The 14,079-nt window shown below is 69.9% G+C and carries 11 protein-coding genes; 3 read left to right on the top strand and 8 right to left on the bottom strand.

Translation table 11 applies throughout. The features are described 5' to 3' along the window. The first annotated feature begins 45 nt into the window (after positions 1-45). Positions 46-1,065 (top strand): SEC-C domain-containing protein, encoded by a 1,020-nt coding sequence (locus SPRI_RS23210; RefSeq protein ID WP_053557257.1) that lies wholly within the window; start codon positions 46-48, stop codon positions 1,063-1,065. A gap of 220 nt (positions 1,066-1,285) precedes the next feature. On the opposite strand, the gene SPRI_RS23205 is transcribed toward SPRI_RS23210, so the two are convergent. From SPRI_RS23205 to SPRI_RS23185, 5 genes are all read right to left on the bottom strand, one after another. Next, on the bottom strand, positions 1,286-2,968 hold the full coding sequence (locus tag SPRI_RS23205) for a phosphodiester glycosidase family protein (RefSeq protein ID WP_053557256.1): 1,683 nt from the start codon (positions 2,966-2,968) through the stop codon (positions 1,286-1,288). A 222-nt stretch (positions 2,969-3,190) separates the two neighbouring features. Next, positions 3,191-3,952: a DJ-1/PfpI family protein gene (locus SPRI_RS23200; protein ID WP_053557255.1), complete on the bottom strand. Its 762-nt coding sequence runs from the start codon at positions 3,950-3,952 to the stop codon at positions 3,191-3,193. Between the two features lie 177 nt (positions 3,953-4,129). Further along, positions 4,130-4,804 carry a DJ-1/PfpI family protein gene (locus tag SPRI_RS23195; protein WP_005317094.1) on the bottom strand — a complete coding sequence of 225 codons (675 nt, stop codon included), beginning with the start codon at positions 4,802-4,804 and terminating at the stop codon, positions 4,130-4,132. A 234-nt stretch (positions 4,805-5,038) separates the two neighbouring features. Further along, a complete protein-coding gene (locus SPRI_RS23190) occupies positions 5,039-5,986 on the bottom strand; it encodes a GlxA family transcriptional regulator (protein ID WP_053557254.1) in 948 nt (315 codons plus the stop codon). 168 nt (positions 5,987-6,154) lie between these two features. Next, positions 6,155-6,565 (bottom strand): very short patch repair endonuclease, encoded by a 411-nt coding sequence (locus SPRI_RS23185; RefSeq protein WP_037776758.1) that lies wholly within the window; start codon positions 6,563-6,565, stop codon positions 6,155-6,157. 205 nt (positions 6,566-6,770) lie between these two features. Here SPRI_RS23185 and SPRI_RS23180 point away from each other — a divergent pair, with 205 nt between their 5' ends. Next, positions 6,771-7,757 carry a DNA cytosine methyltransferase gene (locus SPRI_RS23180; protein ID WP_005317087.1) on the top strand — a complete coding sequence of 329 codons (987 nt, stop codon included), beginning with the start codon at positions 6,771-6,773 and terminating at the stop codon, positions 7,755-7,757. Between the two features lie 48 nt (positions 7,758-7,805). Then, positions 7,806-9,365 carry a DNA cytosine methyltransferase gene (locus SPRI_RS23175; protein ID WP_078535337.1) on the top strand — a complete coding sequence of 520 codons (1,560 nt, stop codon included), beginning with the start codon at positions 7,806-7,808 and terminating at the stop codon, positions 9,363-9,365. Between the two features lie 11 nt (positions 9,366-9,376). Here the strand turns inward: SPRI_RS23175 and SPRI_RS23170 are convergent, their stop codons facing one another. The 3 genes from SPRI_RS23170 to SPRI_RS23160 are packed head-to-tail and all read right to left on the bottom strand — an operon-like array spanning position 9,377 to position 13,391. Next, positions 9,377-10,255 (bottom strand): DUF6339 family protein, encoded by an 879-nt coding sequence (locus SPRI_RS23170; protein ID WP_005317080.1) that lies wholly within the window; start codon positions 10,253-10,255, stop codon positions 9,377-9,379. Further along, complete coding sequence (locus tag SPRI_RS23165; RefSeq protein WP_005317076.1) at positions 10,252-11,247, bottom strand: hypothetical protein; 996 nt, start codon at positions 11,245-11,247, stop codon at positions 10,252-10,254. Before SPRI_RS23165 ends, SPRI_RS23170 begins: the two co-directional genes overlap by 4 nt. Further along, the gene (locus tag SPRI_RS23160) at positions 11,244-13,391 is read right to left on the bottom strand and encodes a helix-turn-helix domain-containing protein (RefSeq protein WP_037774564.1); all 2,148 of its coding nucleotides are present in this window, start codon (positions 13,389-13,391) and stop codon (positions 11,244-11,246) included. Before SPRI_RS23160 ends, SPRI_RS23165 begins: the two co-directional genes overlap by 4 nt. Positions 13,392-14,079 lie beyond the last annotated feature (688 nt).

Genomic DNA, 14,079 nt, shown 5'->3' with positions numbered 1-14,079 from the left:
GGGTCGGCCCCCTGCGGTGGCCCGTACAGCAGTACGGTGTGCTGCATGCGCCCCGACACGCCTGCTGACCACATTGCCGAAGCCGAGCGCCTGCTGCGTACCGCCGAGCAGTATCCGGAGGACGCGGAACCGCTGCTCCTCCAGGCCGCAGCCCACCTGGAACTCGCCGGCGAACGCGGCCGTGCCTCCACCCTCTACGACCGCCTCCTGGCGTCCGAACACCCCGAGCACCCGCAGCTCGTCAAGGCGCTCCAGGCCGCCAACCTCTGGGAGTACGGTCACGAGGCCGAGGCCCGCGCCCTGATCAACGGCATCCGCACCGCCGCGCCGACGGAGGCCGCGCCGTGGGAGATCGTCGCCGAGACGCTGGAGAACCACGACGAGCTCGAGGCCTCCCACGAGTGCTTCTCGACAGCGCTGTCGATCCTCCTCACGGAGGGCGAGGAGGACGTCCCTTACGCGACGCGTTCCCTCCTCTCCGGCCGCCACCGCGTCCGCCGCCTGCTGGGCCTCCCCCACGACGAGTGGGACTCCCTGGCCGACCGGGTCCACTCCGGCCACACCCCGGACGTCTCCCTCGACGAGCTCCACGACCCGAAGCGCCTGTGGGCGCTCGGTTCCGACAACCCGGCGGAGCTGAAGGCCGAGATCGCCCGGCTCCGCTCCGAACTGGGGTCGTACCGCTCCGCCCTGTCCCGGCCGTTCCCCGTCGCGGTCCTGCACTGGCCGGAGGCGGAGCTCGACGAACTCCTCGGGGCGTATCCGCAGCTCGAGTCCGAGTACCCGACCCACCGGGCCCACCTCACGGACATCGAGGCCTCCCTGCGTGACCTGTCGGCGACGGGTACGGAGAACCTGGGCATCGTGACGGCGACGGTCCCCTCGTACGAGGCCTTCGCCGCCTCCGAGCAGTCCTCCCCCGCGAACGCGGACCTCCTCCCCCAGTACGCGACCACGCTGGCGGCCCGCGGTCGCGCGGTGGCCTGGCCGCCGTCGAAGAGCGCGGCCTGCTGGTGCGGGTCGGGACGGACGTACGGGGAGTGCCACGGGGTGGCGGAGCTGTAGCGCGCGCTTCCCCGGACGCGTGAGCGCGCCGCCTCTCCTCGGCGGCGCGCTCACGGGTGCGGACGTGGTCCGGGCCCGGGCGGGGCCCGCACCTGGCTGGGCCCGGGTCCGGTGCTCACTTCCCGGACCGGGTCCCGTCCGGGCTCAGGTCCCATCCGGGCTCAGGTCCCGTCCGGGCTCAGGTCCCGTCCGGGCTCAGGTCCCGGGCAGCCGGTGGGTGTCAGGGGCGGACGAGCAGTACGTTGCCGAGCGAACGCTGACCGGCGGAGTCCGACGGCCGGTTGACGATTCCGGCGCCTGCGGTCGCCATGACGCTGGAGCCCCCGCCGTCGAGGTTCATCGCCTCACGCGCGCCGAGCGCCTGCATGAGCTCAGCGGTCCTCGCGATGCCCAGGCCCTCGCTGTGTCCGGCCTGACGGCCGTCGACGACCACGAGCATCATCCGGCCCTGCCCGTCCACCCCGATCATCGAACGCGGGTTGCTGCGCACGGTCCAGTTGTAGGTGAAGGTCTGGTCCGTGCCCTCGCGTATCAGTCCGTCCGCCGCCGCGTTGACCGAGACCCTGCCGTCCCGCACCAGGGTCGGGCCGACCTGGAGGATGGTCGTGTCAGGGGTGAGCGCGACCCTGCGGCCCCGGCTGTCCTCCACCCGTTCGGTGACCGCCGGCCTCGTGCCGACCGTGACGTGCTCGAGCAGCCAGTCGGCACGGTCCCCGATGGCCTGGACGGTCGACCCGCCGGCGGGCACCGCCGCACCGCGCGAGGTGTTCACCGCGGTCACCCTGCCCGTCGCGTCGAGCACCGCCTCGGCCCCGGCACCGGTCGGCGTCCTCCCGAACTCCGGGGTGAAGCGAACGAGTTCGCTGCCGTCGGTGCACCGCAGGTCGTGCTGCGCCTTCTCGGTGGGCAGGTCACCGCCCACACCACCGCAGTTCCAGACGTCGCCGGGCACCCGGTTGACGCCGTCGATCTCGACGCTCTCGCCACCGGCCCGCAGCGTCACATGCGCCGTGAAGGCGTCGACGTCGACCGAACGGCCGCCGCGGGTGATCTTCACTCCGCCCCGCCCCTGGGTGGCGGAGCCGAGCAGCTTGCCGTCCTTGACGTACAGACCGCCGGGGGCGTTGTTGTAGAACCACTGGCCGTTGACACCGGCTATCGCGCCGGTCGAAGCCATGAGGTCGGTCAGCTTCTCCGTACCGTTCAGCGCCGGTCCGAAGTCGGTGCCCACGGTGCCGTCGAACGTGCGGAAATCCACGCGCAGTACGTGCACCTTCTGCGGTGCGCCGAGGTCCGTGCCGTCCTGCGCGGTGTAACGGGTGCCGCCCGCGAACCCGGCCGCCCGGACCTGGTTCAGCACGGCTGCCGCGTCCGCCTCCGCCGCGTACCGGCCGACCCGCACGGTCCATCCCAGCGTCCCGGCGGGCCGGTCGGCATAGGCGGGGATCACGACCCGCTCCACCCGCGGGGCGAAGCCCTTGTCCCGCACCGCGTCGGCGACGCGGTCGGCGGTCGCCTTCGGACCCAGCGCCGTACCCGCGCTCTTGAGCGGACCGTCGACGGAGGCCGGCAGATAGACGTGCACGGTCCACCGGTCGTCGGCGTCCCGCTTCCCCAGCGACATGGAGGTCAGCGTCACACCTGGTCTCACGGTGGTGGTCTCGGACGTGGCGCCGAGAAGCAGCGACCGTGTCGCGGAACGGGCGCCGGAGGCCGCCGACGGCGCCGCGGCGGATCCGAGCGCGATGGTGGCCTTCGGTGCGACGGCGGACTCCGGTGCCGCGGCGGACTCCGCGGAGCCGGAGCCGGAGGCCGGGGACGCGGCCTCCGCGCCGGGCACGACCACGGCCGCGCCCAGGACCGCCGCAGCCGCTGCCAGGATGGAGAGGGACTTTCGCTGCATGATCGTCCTTCAATCGTCGGAACTGAACGGCGAGGACAGTCAATTGCCGCCAGATGTCCCGGGGCACAACTCCCGCGGCTGCGCGGTTGAAGGCACACGTTCATGCAGATGAATGAAGGCGGATACGGGGTCGGCCGCGGGGGCCGGCTGCGGGGCCGGTCACAGGGCTGTCGCGGATGTCGGCCGCGGAGGCCGGTCACGGGCCTGCCGCGGGGCCTGGTTTCAGCCGCGCCCCTTCCCCTCGGTCCACACCGTGCCGCGCGCTTCGTACTCGAGCATCTCCTCGAGGCCGATCGCGGCGTCCGGGCCCAGTTCGCGGCGCACCAGCCACAGGGCGAGATCGAGACCGGACGTGACGCCGCCCGCGGTGACCAGGTCGCCGTCGTCGACGACGCGGGCGTTCTTCAGTACCCCGCCCTGCTGTTCGAGGTCGGCGCGCGCCCGGTGGTGCGTCGTGCAGGGGCGCCCACGGGTCAGCCCGGCGGCGGAGAGCAGCATCACGCCGGTGCACAGCGCGCTGACGGTCAGGCCCGGCCGGGACGCGGCGGCCAGCGCCCGGGGCAGCGTGCCGCGCCGGATCTCGGCGTGGACGCCCGGGTCGGCTGGGCGCGCGTAACCACCGCCGGGCACGACAAGGACGTCCGCCTCCTCGGGGGCCCAGCGGTGATCGACGCGGACCCTGGTCCCGTAGGCGGCCGTGACGGTCCGGACGTCGTCCACGCTGACGTAACGGACGTCGACCGCACGGTCGGTGAAGTAGTCGGAGGCGCAGAACACCTCGTAGGGCGCGGTGAAGTCGAGTTCCTCCACGCCTTCGAACATGACGACGTGTACGCGCAGGGTGCGCCTGCCGGGTTCCTTGTGGGGCTCCTTCCGCCCGGACGTGGCGGCGGTCGCCGTCCCGGCGTGGGCGGCCGCGCCGCCGGCCGTGAGGGTGGCGGCTCCCAACGCGGTGGTGGTGCGCAGCAGGGTTCGACGGTTCATACCTCTCCTTGTGGGGTGGGTGGGGAGCCGGCGCGGCAGGTGTCGGGTCGGCGCGGAAGCGCGGCCGGCACGGCAGGCGGAGCCGGCGCGGCCGCGGGGCAGGGCGGCCGGTGGGGCCGGCGCGGCAGGCGGGACCGGCACGGCGGGCGGGGCCAAGAGGCGCCCGGAATTCAGCGGTTACGCACGCCACACGGTCCCGCGACGCTCGTACTCGAGCACCTCCTCGGCGAACAGCGCCACTTCAGGGCCGTAGAACCGTTCGAGCAGCCAGATGCCCAGGTCGATGCCGGAGGTGACCCCGCCGCACGTCACCAGGTCGCCGTCGTCGACGACCCGGCCCCCGACGACCCGACCGCCCTGTGCCGCGAGGTCCTCCGTGGCGATGTGGTGCGTGGTGCAGGGGCGTCCGTTGGTGATTCCCGCCGCCGAGAGGAGCATGGTGCCGGTGCACACCCCGCCGAGGACCAGGCCGGGACGCCGGGCCGCCTTCAGTGCGCGGGGCAGAACACCGCGCCGTACCTCGCGCTGGAGACCGGAACCCTCGCCGTATCCGGCCCCCGGGACGACGATCAGGTCGGCGGAGCGGGGCGACCAGGGAGCCCGGCAGACCACCTCCATACCGGCGGACGTCCTCACCGTGCGGGGCCCGTCGACGGTGACGAAGGTCTGCGCGATGCGCTCCTCCCCGACGATCCCGAACACTTCGATGTGGCCGGCGAAGTCCTGCTCCTCGACACCGTCGTAGAGCACCGTGTGGACGCGTAACGGCTCACGGCGCGAAGGGGCGCCGGCGGGTGCGGGCACTGCGGCCGGGGAACCTGCGGCACTCGCTCGTGCGGCGGCGGCACCCATGAGGCCGGCACCGCCGATCGCAGCGGCAGCACCGGACCGGAGCAGATTTCGCCTGTGCAAGGGGGGCAAGGGAGTCCTCCGTGAAGTCGCGTGAACCGTGCCCCCGGGCGCCAGATGCCGGGCACCCGGGGGTCGCAGACGCGTTCAGTCTTCCGGCGAGGAGTTGCCCGTGACAGCGGCTCGAGTGCCCATGGTGCGCAAGATACGGCCAGGCCGGCGGCCGCCGAGCGCGTACTACATACGGAAGGCCGTGCGGTACGCGGACGGTGTGGTCCCGACGTGACGCGCGAAATGGTGCCGGAAGGTCTCCACGGACCCGAAGCCGGTGGCCTCCGCGACCCGCCGCATGGGCAGTTCGGTGCTCTCCAGCAGTTCCCGCGCGCGCTGGAGGCGATGGTCGAGCAACCAGCGCAGCGGCGTGGTGCCCGTCTGCGCACGGAAGTGCCGCGCCAGGCTGCGCTTGCTCATCATCGCGTGGGCGGGGGTGCCGGCGACGGTCAGCGGCTCGGCCAGCTTGTCCCGCATCCACTGCATCGTCGCGCCGAGGTCGGCGGAGTCGTACTCCGGCGCCCGGTACTCGATGAACTGGGCCTGTCCGCCTGTCCGCTGCGGTGCCATGACCATCATGCGGGCGACGTCCGCGGCCACCGCCGCGCCGTGGTCGCGGCGCACCATGTGCAGACACAGGTCGAGCCCCGCGGCGATGCCCGCGGAGGTGAGCACCTGCCCGTCGTCGACGAACAGCACGGAAGGGTCGACCTGGGTGCCGGGGAACTCGCCGGCCAGGGCGTCGGCGAACCGCCAGTGCGTCGTCACCCGCCGCCCGTCCAGCAACCCGGCCCGGGCGAGCACGAAGGCCCCCGTACAGATGGAGGCGATCCGCTTCCCTGCGTCCGCCGCGTCCTTCAACAACCGGAGCGCACGCGGGTGAGGCGCCACCTCGGCGGGACCGCCGGGCACGATGACGGTGTCGGCCTCGAGGGCGTCGTCCCACCGGTAGGGGGACGAGAGCGTGAACGGCTGCGCGGGCCCGGCACTGGCGGCGACCGCCCGGTCGGCGCACACCCGCACGTCGTAGGCGGGGGAACCGTCAGCGTGGGTGGCGAGCGTGAACACCTGGCAGGGTATGGCGAGATCGAAGGCCGACACTCCGTCGAGCGCGAGAACCGCAATCACATGCATACGGCCGGAGCCTACGTCGCCGGTTCTTCGTCGCAACTCGGCCCTCGGCAGGGGCGTTTCGGCTCCGTGGGCGTCCTCATGTCGAGCCTGACCCGACACCGTGCAGCCCTTTGCCTCCCCGGCCGGGAGGCACCTCCACGCAGGCTCTGCGGTGACCCGGCCATGGGATCAGCGGCCGAGCGTCCTGGGATGCGGCCGGCGGCCGGCCCGGGCACGGTCGATCTCCTCGGCGATCCGATTCGCCACCTGGGCGGGCGTCTCGTGCTCCCAGAAGCGCAGGACGACCCAGCCCGCGTCCTCCAGATGCTTCGTCGTCTCGATGTCGCGGGCGATGTTCTTGTCCAGCTTCTCCCGCCACCACGAGGCGTTCGCCTTCGGGCTCGTCGCGTGCTGCGGGCAGCCGTGCCAGAAACAGCCGTCCATGAACACCGCGATACGGAGCCCGGGGAAAGCGATGTCGATGGTCCGCCGAGCCATCCCGGGCACTCGTCGTTGCAGGCGGTACCGCAGGCCGGCGGCGTACAACAGGCGCCGCACGGCCATCTCGGGGTCGGTGTCCCTGCGCGCCTGGCGACTCATACGGGCCGAGACGCCGGTCGAGGAGGGCACGATGGGTGGACGGGTCACGCCATCAAGGATGGCGCAGGCCCGCTCACGAGAAGAAACCGGCGTCCTCCCGTCGGAGGTGCCGATCAGCAGGGTGCGGTCGAGGAAGAAGCGGGATCGGACCGGCGGAGGCGGAACCCCGAGCGTAAGGTCTCCGGAAGGGGTTCAGGGGGAGCGGATGGCTGATCGACTCGGTTTCGTGGACGTCTGCGCCGGCGCGGGCGGGTTGGCGTCGGGGCTGGAGAGCGCGGGCTTCTCGCCGGTACTCCTGCTCGACAACAAGCGCCAGGCGTGCGAGACGCTCCTGGCCAACCGGCCGCACTGGAACGTGGTCTGCGAGGACCTGGTCGACTTCCTTCCGGACGATCACCCGGAGACCCTGGACGTCGATCTCCTGTCGGCCGGCCTGCCACGAGTGAAAGCCTCGGCCGCGGTGAGGCGTACGGACAGCGAGCAGGAACTGCGCCTTCTCACCGCCACAATTTATCTGGTCCACTCGATCCAGCCACGGGCACTGCTGCTCGAGAACCTGCCCGCTCTCGTCGAGTCCCCGGCGTATGCCGACATCCGTCTTTTCGTCGAGGCGGAGCTCTCCCATCTCGGATACCGGTCCTGCTGGTTCGTGCTGAACGCGGCGGACTTCGGCGTGCCGCAGGATCGAAAGCAGGGCATTCTCGTGGCTCTCAAGAAAGAGTGGTTCCACGCGTTCACCCCGCCCGTGCCGACGGTGGACGAGCATGTGCCGGTCGGTCGGGCCCTGCGCCGGACGATGGCAGCCAGGGGCTGGCCGGACGCCGACGCCTGGGCGGCCCAGGCCATCGCCGTGGCCCCCACGCTGGTCGGTGGTTCGGACAATCGTGGAGGCGCGGATCTCGGCCCGTCCGGCACCAAACGGGCCTGGGCGCGGATGGGGGTGAACGCCGGCGCCCTGGCGGACGAGGTACCGGGGCCGGAGTACGTGTGGCCGCGCTCGGACGATCCGGCACGAATGCCGAAGATCACGGTGGACCAGGCGGCACTGCTGCAGTCGTTTCCGTCCGAGTGGCAGGTCACGGGGCGGAAAACGGCTCGATACCGACAGATCGGACACGCAACCCCTCCGCCGGTGGGCAGGGCGCTCGGTGACGCCATCGCGACCGCTCTGGGTGCCCCTGTCCACACATAACCAGGACGGTCCTCATACACCCCACGGCGCCGGCTACACTTCACGCCCATGAGCCACGTCAAGAACGAACACCCCTCACCTGCGGGTTTCCGCATCCTGGATTTGTTCGCGGGACCGGGTGGACTTGATGTGGCAGCGCACGTCCTGGGCTACCGGACCACCGGCATCGAATGGGACGCGGGAGCCTGCACCACCCGCAACGAGGCGGGGATGGACACCTTCAAGGGCGATGTCCGGCAGTACCGCGCAGCGCTCTTCCCGCTCGCGCAGGTACTGACGGGTGGCCCGCCCTGTCAGACATTCACCGTCGCCGGGCACGGTGCCGGTCGCCGGGCGCTGGACAAAGTACTGGAATACATCGAGCTCCTGCACAACGCAGTCTGCGCGGAAAATGCGGATTGGAAGGAGATCTTCCGTACTTGGCGCCAGATCTCCGAGAAGCTTCGGCGTAAAGAGATCGAAGCGAAGGAAGTCAAGGAGCGTAAGCGTGACGTAGAAGAGCTCCGGGGCACAGTACGTAAGGCCATGAAGGACAGGATGGTTCAGCTCGCGTATCCGGCAGACGCGATCAAGGACGTACTTAAGGGTCTCAAGGCTCCGCAGCGACTGGAATTTCAGGACGCCGATCTCAAGGGTCTACTGAAGGAATTCAGCGATCTGAACGACGAGCTCGTCAAGCTCAAGGCCGTGCTCGAAGAACTGGGAGACGAGCGGACAGGGTTGGTCCTGCAACCTCTGTGGTGGGTGATCGAGCGAAGCAGGCGACCTGGATCGACACCCTATGAAGCCGTAGTCCTGGAGCAGGTACCTGCGGTGATGCCCGTATGGAACAGGTACGCCGAGGTGTTGGCCTCCCTCGGCTACCGCACCAGGACCCAGATGATGCACACCGAGGCTTTCGGCGTGCCACAGACCCGACGGCGCGCGGTCCTGATGGCCCGCCATGATCCCGCAGCCCCCTTGCACGAACTGCGCCCCGCCCAAAGCCTTCCGACCGTGGACGAGACCCACAAGCGCTACCAGCCACGGACATCGAATATCGCATCAGCAGGCTTCGCGGCCCTACAACTGGAGCCTTCGGACACGGGGAGGGAAAGGCCCAGGCACTCCTGGATCTCCATGCGGGCAGCCCTCGACAGCGCCCGGGTCATCTCGGAGGCGAGGGTGCACAATCGTCCGCCCTTCACCGTGATCTCGAATTACGGAACTGGTGGCGTTCCCGAGGCACGAGGCCGACGCGACCACGACGTTCCTTCCGCCACGATCACCGGGAAGGTGTCGCGGAACCGCATCGTCCACATGGGGACGGAGACCGATCTCCCTGACCCCCTCTGCCGCTTCGCTCCCGCCGAGGCAGGAGTTCTGCAGACCTTTCCTGTCGCGTACCCCTGGAGCGGCAACGACGTCTCGCAGCAGATCGGCAATGCCGTACCTCCGAAGCTGGCACTGCACGTACTGGTTCGGGTGCTCGAACCCGAACTGAGCGATGAAGAGAACGAGGCGAGGCTGGAGAAGGCCACTGCCGACCTGGAGAACTGGAAGCCCGACAAGCCGGTGAAGTACCGGGTACACGGCGACTGGAAGGGTCACCCGCTCACGGCCAGGTGACCCTCCCCCACTCACTCCTGAGGTTTCCGCCCCCGGACCGGAGCCGTCTCGAAGAGGTCGGCGAAGTAGTCGGTGAGCGCGATCACGGACTCCTCCGGGACGGGTTCTTCATCAGGCCCGTCCGGCAGCGAATGACGCGGCACCGGAGGCGCGGACTCTGCATCCCCGACCCACTGACGCAGCACCTCGGGATCGCGCGGCTCGTCGGCGGCCAGAACGTCGTAGATCAGGGTCGCACCCGCGGCATTGATGGCCGTCATGAGGCCCTCGATCTCACGACCGGTGACGGCCACCCCGCGCTCCATCACGCGAACCAGCGCCTGCGCGGTGGGCCGATGGTCGATCAGGTCTCGCCGCAACGCACTGTGGACCAGGTCCTGGTTGGCACAGGCAGCCACCACCGGTGAGTAGTCCTTGCCGTTGCGGAACATCTCGGCCGCCCACCACAACCGCGAGAAGCACTGCCGGTCCAGCGATCCCTTGAACCGGGCCGGGCTGGTGCGCGGCTCGTTCTGATCCGTCTTCGACGTCGGAAGGTGGCGCCAGACCACATAGTCCGGAGCGACGGCCAAGGCAAGATGGTTCCAGAGCCTTCGGTCCGCGGCCTCCCGCCGGGTGAGGCGGAGAGCCGCATGCAGTCGGGGCGCCAGCCAGCCGTCGGCGCCGGTCCGGTTGTCATGGAACTCGTGCATGGCGTCCTCCGCGAGTTCCCTGAGCGGTTCGACCTCCCACCGCGCGTCCTCCTCCGGCAACGGTTCGACGACCTTGGCAAGATCGACACCTCCGTGGCCCTGGACCCCCTTGAGCAGATCCTCCGTGAGGAAGGGGTCGGCCGCCGTCGCGGACAGCAGGCCGAGCCGCTGAGGCAGATGATGCGGCTTCTCGATCATGCTTTGTCCCCTCGGTTCATCTGCTGCAGTCCGCGCAGGGCGTTGGCGAGCGCCTTGCCTGCCCCGGCCCGGCGCACGGCCGCGTAGTGGATGCGGGTCTGGAGCTCCACCCACCCGGCGTCGCCGGTGCGACGACGGTGGACCTGTCGGAGCGCCTCCTCCACGTGGACGCCCGGCACCACGTCGGGGAGCATCTCCCGCAGCACTTCGCCCTGCCAGTCGGCGGGGAAGACCGGTGAGCCGTCGGGTTCGATCTCCAGGTCGCCCACGGAGCTGTGGAACACCGCGGTCCACACGTCGGTGGCCATCTGGGAGACGAGCATCTCGTGGACCTTGCTCTCGATACCGCCGCTCTCACCGCCGAGAAGGTCGGAGAACCCTTCGATGTCCGTGTTGACCAGCACGGTCGGCAGTCGGGCAGAGGCGTCCACGATCCAGGGCGCGTCGGAGTAGGCGTGCAGCCATTCCCGAGCGCTCTTCGAGAAGCTCGTCTGCTTCACGTCGAGCCGCAGGGCACCCAACGGCTCCTCGGCGGCCACGTCGACGGTCCAGTCGTCGTCACTCTCGGCGATCGCCCGACCGGGGACGTCGTCGACCGTGGCGACTGCATGGGCCGCGAGGCCGGCGCGACCCACGTGATCGTCGCGGAACACCTCGATCTCACCGGACCACTCCTTGCTCCCCGGGGCGTCCTGCCGAAGATCGACCGCCGTGCGCACATTGGTCTCACCGTCGGTGAGCACCACGAGGACGCGCAGTTCGCTCCACGGGGCATCGGGGGCGGTGGCGCCGGGCGGCAGAGTGGCGGACAGGCCGATCCTGGCCGACACCCAGTCCTCGTGCTGCGCCACGCCCAGGGCCACGGTCCGCTGCTGGATCGAGTAGGCCGAGGTGTCCAGGTGGTCGCGGGAGCCGTCGGGCAGCTTGAGGGAGGCCGAGGTCACCCGGAGCGTGATCGGGCGGTTGAGCCGCTTGTACGGGTAGAACTTCATGCCTCACTCCCCTTGCCGGCGCGGAGTTCGAGAACGAGCCGTGTGAGCGCGGTACGGACCGGATGACTGGCGACATCGGTGGCCCCCCGGAAGGTCGCTCGCCGGGCATGGGGGGTGAAGCGCAGAACACCGTCCTCCACTTCGCAGCCGTCCACGGCGACGAGCTCCGCCCAGTCGAGCCTGGGGCGGCTGCCCGACCGCACATCGAGCAGGACGACCGGTGTCATGGTGGGCAGTTCGTCACCACGAGGCAGCTTCACCTCGGCCGTGATCCGCCACTCCCCGTCCGCGCCGATCGCGGCGTCGAGTCCGTCCAGCTCCGGCAGGGCCTGTCCGGAGCCGCGCCTGGGCGTGGTCCTGCGCTGGACGGTCAGCGCCTTCCGTAGCTTCGCGCCTCCTTCGCCGCCGGCACGCTTGGGCCTGGCGACCAGTTCCTTCACCGCGGCGTTGACCTCCGTGGTGAGCCGGGCGATGCGATGGTGCGCGCTGTGCGACCAGCGGAGTGTCAACTCCTCGGACTGGCCCCAGCGGTCGTGCTCGGGAGGCTCGGCCGCGCGCAGGAACTCCTCGGCCTCCTCGGCGAAGGGAACCGACTCCCCGGCCGCGTGGCCGGCCAGAAGAACGGCCTGAAAGGCATTGACGCCCAGCGGCAGGCCGGCGACCCCGGACTTCTTGATGGTCATGCGATTGCCGCGCAGCGAGTGCACCTGATTCGAGACGCCGTCCGCGTCCTCGGCCTCTGTGACCAGCAGTATCGCCGGATGGATGCCGAGCGTGCCGCGGCGGCCGCCGGAGAGTGGGAGCCGGAGCGGGACGGTGCGGAGAGCGACCTGTCCGGCCTCGGTGAGCCGGTCGACCGTCGTCCCGTCGTAGAAGGCACGCAGCGCCCGGGTTCGAGAGGGCTGGGCGACGGTGGGGTCGACCTTCTCCTCCTCGATGACGACCTCACCGTTGCGCAGCGAACGGACCGAGGTCTCCAGCAGCGGCAGTCGACTTCCTCCACCGGTCATCGCTGCCCAGAAGTCCCGTCCAAGCGCCTCCACCAGCCTTCGGTGCATGGCACGGATGTCGCGGGTGCCGTCGTCGTCACCCCCGTCCTCGTCGTCGGCGTCGAGGGCGACCGTGCTCTGCTCGAGGCTGGCCACGTCATGGGCACCGACGATGAGGAAGGAGGTTCCCGGCTCGTCGCTGTCGCGGGTGAGATGGAGGCGCTCGACCGTCTCCTCGTCGGCCCACCAGGAACGAGCCACCTCCGCCCCTCGCGTATCCGGATCGGGCCGCCCGAGCCAGGCGGGGCCGGCGTACGACTGACCGTCGACAGAACGCCACGGCAGTTCCAGTCGTCCGATGACACGGCGTTCCGTCCGCCCCTCGTGGGGGACGGAGAGCGTGGAGTTGATCAGAACCATGCCGAGTGCACTGGTCGCCCAGAGCGTCGCCTTGCCGAGCCCGTAGGAACCACCGGCTCCTCGACCCGACTTGAGACTCTCCAGCTGACGGCGGACGACGGCTGCGAACTTGCCGTCGTCGTAGTCGTCACCGGTCAGACCCGAGGCGTTGTAGTCGTCGATCCGAAGGAGAACCAACCGTCCCTTCTCGAACATGTCGCGAACGCCGGCGTCCACGACCCGTCCGACCTTCTGCTGGGAGGCCGACTCCGAGACCGCGAGGTAGTGGGGCTGAAGATCGTCCCAGAGGATCGCCTTACGGAAGGCGTCCAACGCCTCGCCGGTGAGCTCGTGGAGGGTGTAACGCACGCGGACCGGACGCCCGTTCTCCGTGAGCCGCTCGTCGAGACTGTTCTGACATGTCTCCCGAGCGAGCACCTGAACGTCCGCGTCGAAGGCGAATGCCGCGGCATTGCCGCCGTCGCGTCCTCCGTCGGGGTAGCCGGGGCGGTGGTACCAGGTCACGGGAAGGCCGACCTGAGTGTCCGTGGTCCTGGTGTGCACGGTCCCGACGTCGGTGCCGAGCGCCTCGGCAATCTCCTCCATGACGGTGGGGCGGGGCACCGAGCGCCCCGTGATCCACGCCGAGACCGCGGCCCGGGTCAATTTCAGTTCTTCCGCGAGATCCGCCTGGGTCTTCCCCGTGAGCTTGAGTTGGCGGGCCAACCAGGGCCCGAAATCCTCGCCTGCTTCCACGTGCAACCTGCGCTTCCCGTGTTCCGCGAGTCTCTTGCGTGCCTGACAGGCACAGGCTAATTTGACGGATCATCAATCGTCAACTGACAGTTAACAAGCGTCGATCGCCCTCTCGCCAAGTCTCCTGGCGCATTCATCCCGTTTGGCCGACTTGACCCGTTACTTCCGATTCACAATCGGAGCCCCGAACTCCGCTCACCGAAGGGCACAAAAAATGCCAAGTAGGCGAAGGAAAAAGGGGGTTGCGGGATCCAGCGACCGCCTACTAACCTCGATAGTGACGGATTCCACGTCTCGCTCGGCCAGTTCCGAAAGGAACACCGGGCGACCGGGGGTGAGCTGTATCCAAAAACGACTTCCCCTCGGTTTTTCGCCCAGTGAACGGAGAGTGCGATAGAGAACTGGAGCAATCACGACCTGAAGTCGATGCGCGAGTTGAGCGCGGACTTCCTGACCCGGCAGGTGGCGCCTACCGCCACCTCGCAGGGCGACGGCCCCCACGTCGAGGAACCCGAGGACCACGACAGCCCGCCGCCTTGTCCGTGAACCGACTCGTCGCGCCGTCACACCGACCCGCGCGGTGACGAACGACCCCGCTCCAGTCCTTCCCCCCACGGCTCGAGCACGCCTCGGCGCTTTGCGACGGCAATTCGCCCGTCGCGACCGCACCACACCCCTCCCTGCCGGG

Source organism: Streptomyces pristinaespiralis (assembly GCF_001278075.1).
In the GTDB taxonomy this organism is placed as follows: Bacteria; Actinomycetota; Actinomycetes; order Streptomycetales; family Streptomycetaceae; genus Streptomyces; species Streptomyces pristinaespiralis.
The sequence above is the reverse complement of the archived record's forward strand: the minus strand, read 5'-3'. Positions and strand labels throughout refer to the sequence as shown.

Excerpts from the sequence above, each read along its gene's own strand:
- SPRI_RS23170 (WP_005317080.1), bottom strand. The coding sequence starts at position 10,255 with ATGATCGAGAAGCCGCATCATCTGCCTCAGCGGCTCGGCCTGCTGTCC.
- SPRI_RS23200 (WP_053557255.1), bottom strand. The coding sequence starts at position 3,952 with ATGAACCGTCGAACCCTGCTGCGCACCACCACCGCGTTGGGAGCCGCC.
- SPRI_RS23185 (WP_037776758.1), bottom strand. The coding sequence starts at position 6,565 with ATGAGTCGCCAGGCGCGCAGGGACACCGACCCCGAGATGGCCGTGCGG.
- SPRI_RS23180 (WP_005317087.1), top strand. The coding sequence starts at position 6,771 with ATGGCTGATCGACTCGGTTTCGTGGACGTCTGCGCCGGCGCGGGCGGG.
- SPRI_RS23175 (WP_078535337.1), top strand. The coding sequence starts at position 7,806 with ATGAGCCACGTCAAGAACGAACACCCCTCACCTGCGGGTTTCCGCATC.
- SPRI_RS23190 (WP_053557254.1), bottom strand. The coding sequence starts at position 5,986 with ATGCATGTGATTGCGGTTCTCGCGCTCGACGGAGTGTCGGCCTTCGAT.
- SPRI_RS23165 (WP_005317076.1), bottom strand. The coding sequence starts at position 11,247 with ATGAAGTTCTACCCGTACAAGCGGCTCAACCGCCCGATCACGCTCCGG.
- SPRI_RS23205 (WP_053557256.1), bottom strand. The coding sequence starts at position 2,968 with ATGCAGCGAAAGTCCCTCTCCATCCTGGCAGCGGCTGCGGCGGTCCTG.
- SPRI_RS23210 (WP_053557257.1), top strand. The coding sequence starts at position 46 with ATGCGCCCCGACACGCCTGCTGACCACATTGCCGAAGCCGAGCGCCTG.
- SPRI_RS23195 (WP_005317094.1), bottom strand. The coding sequence starts at position 4,804 with ATGGGTGCCGCCGCCGCACGAGCGAGTGCCGCAGGTTCCCCGGCCGCA.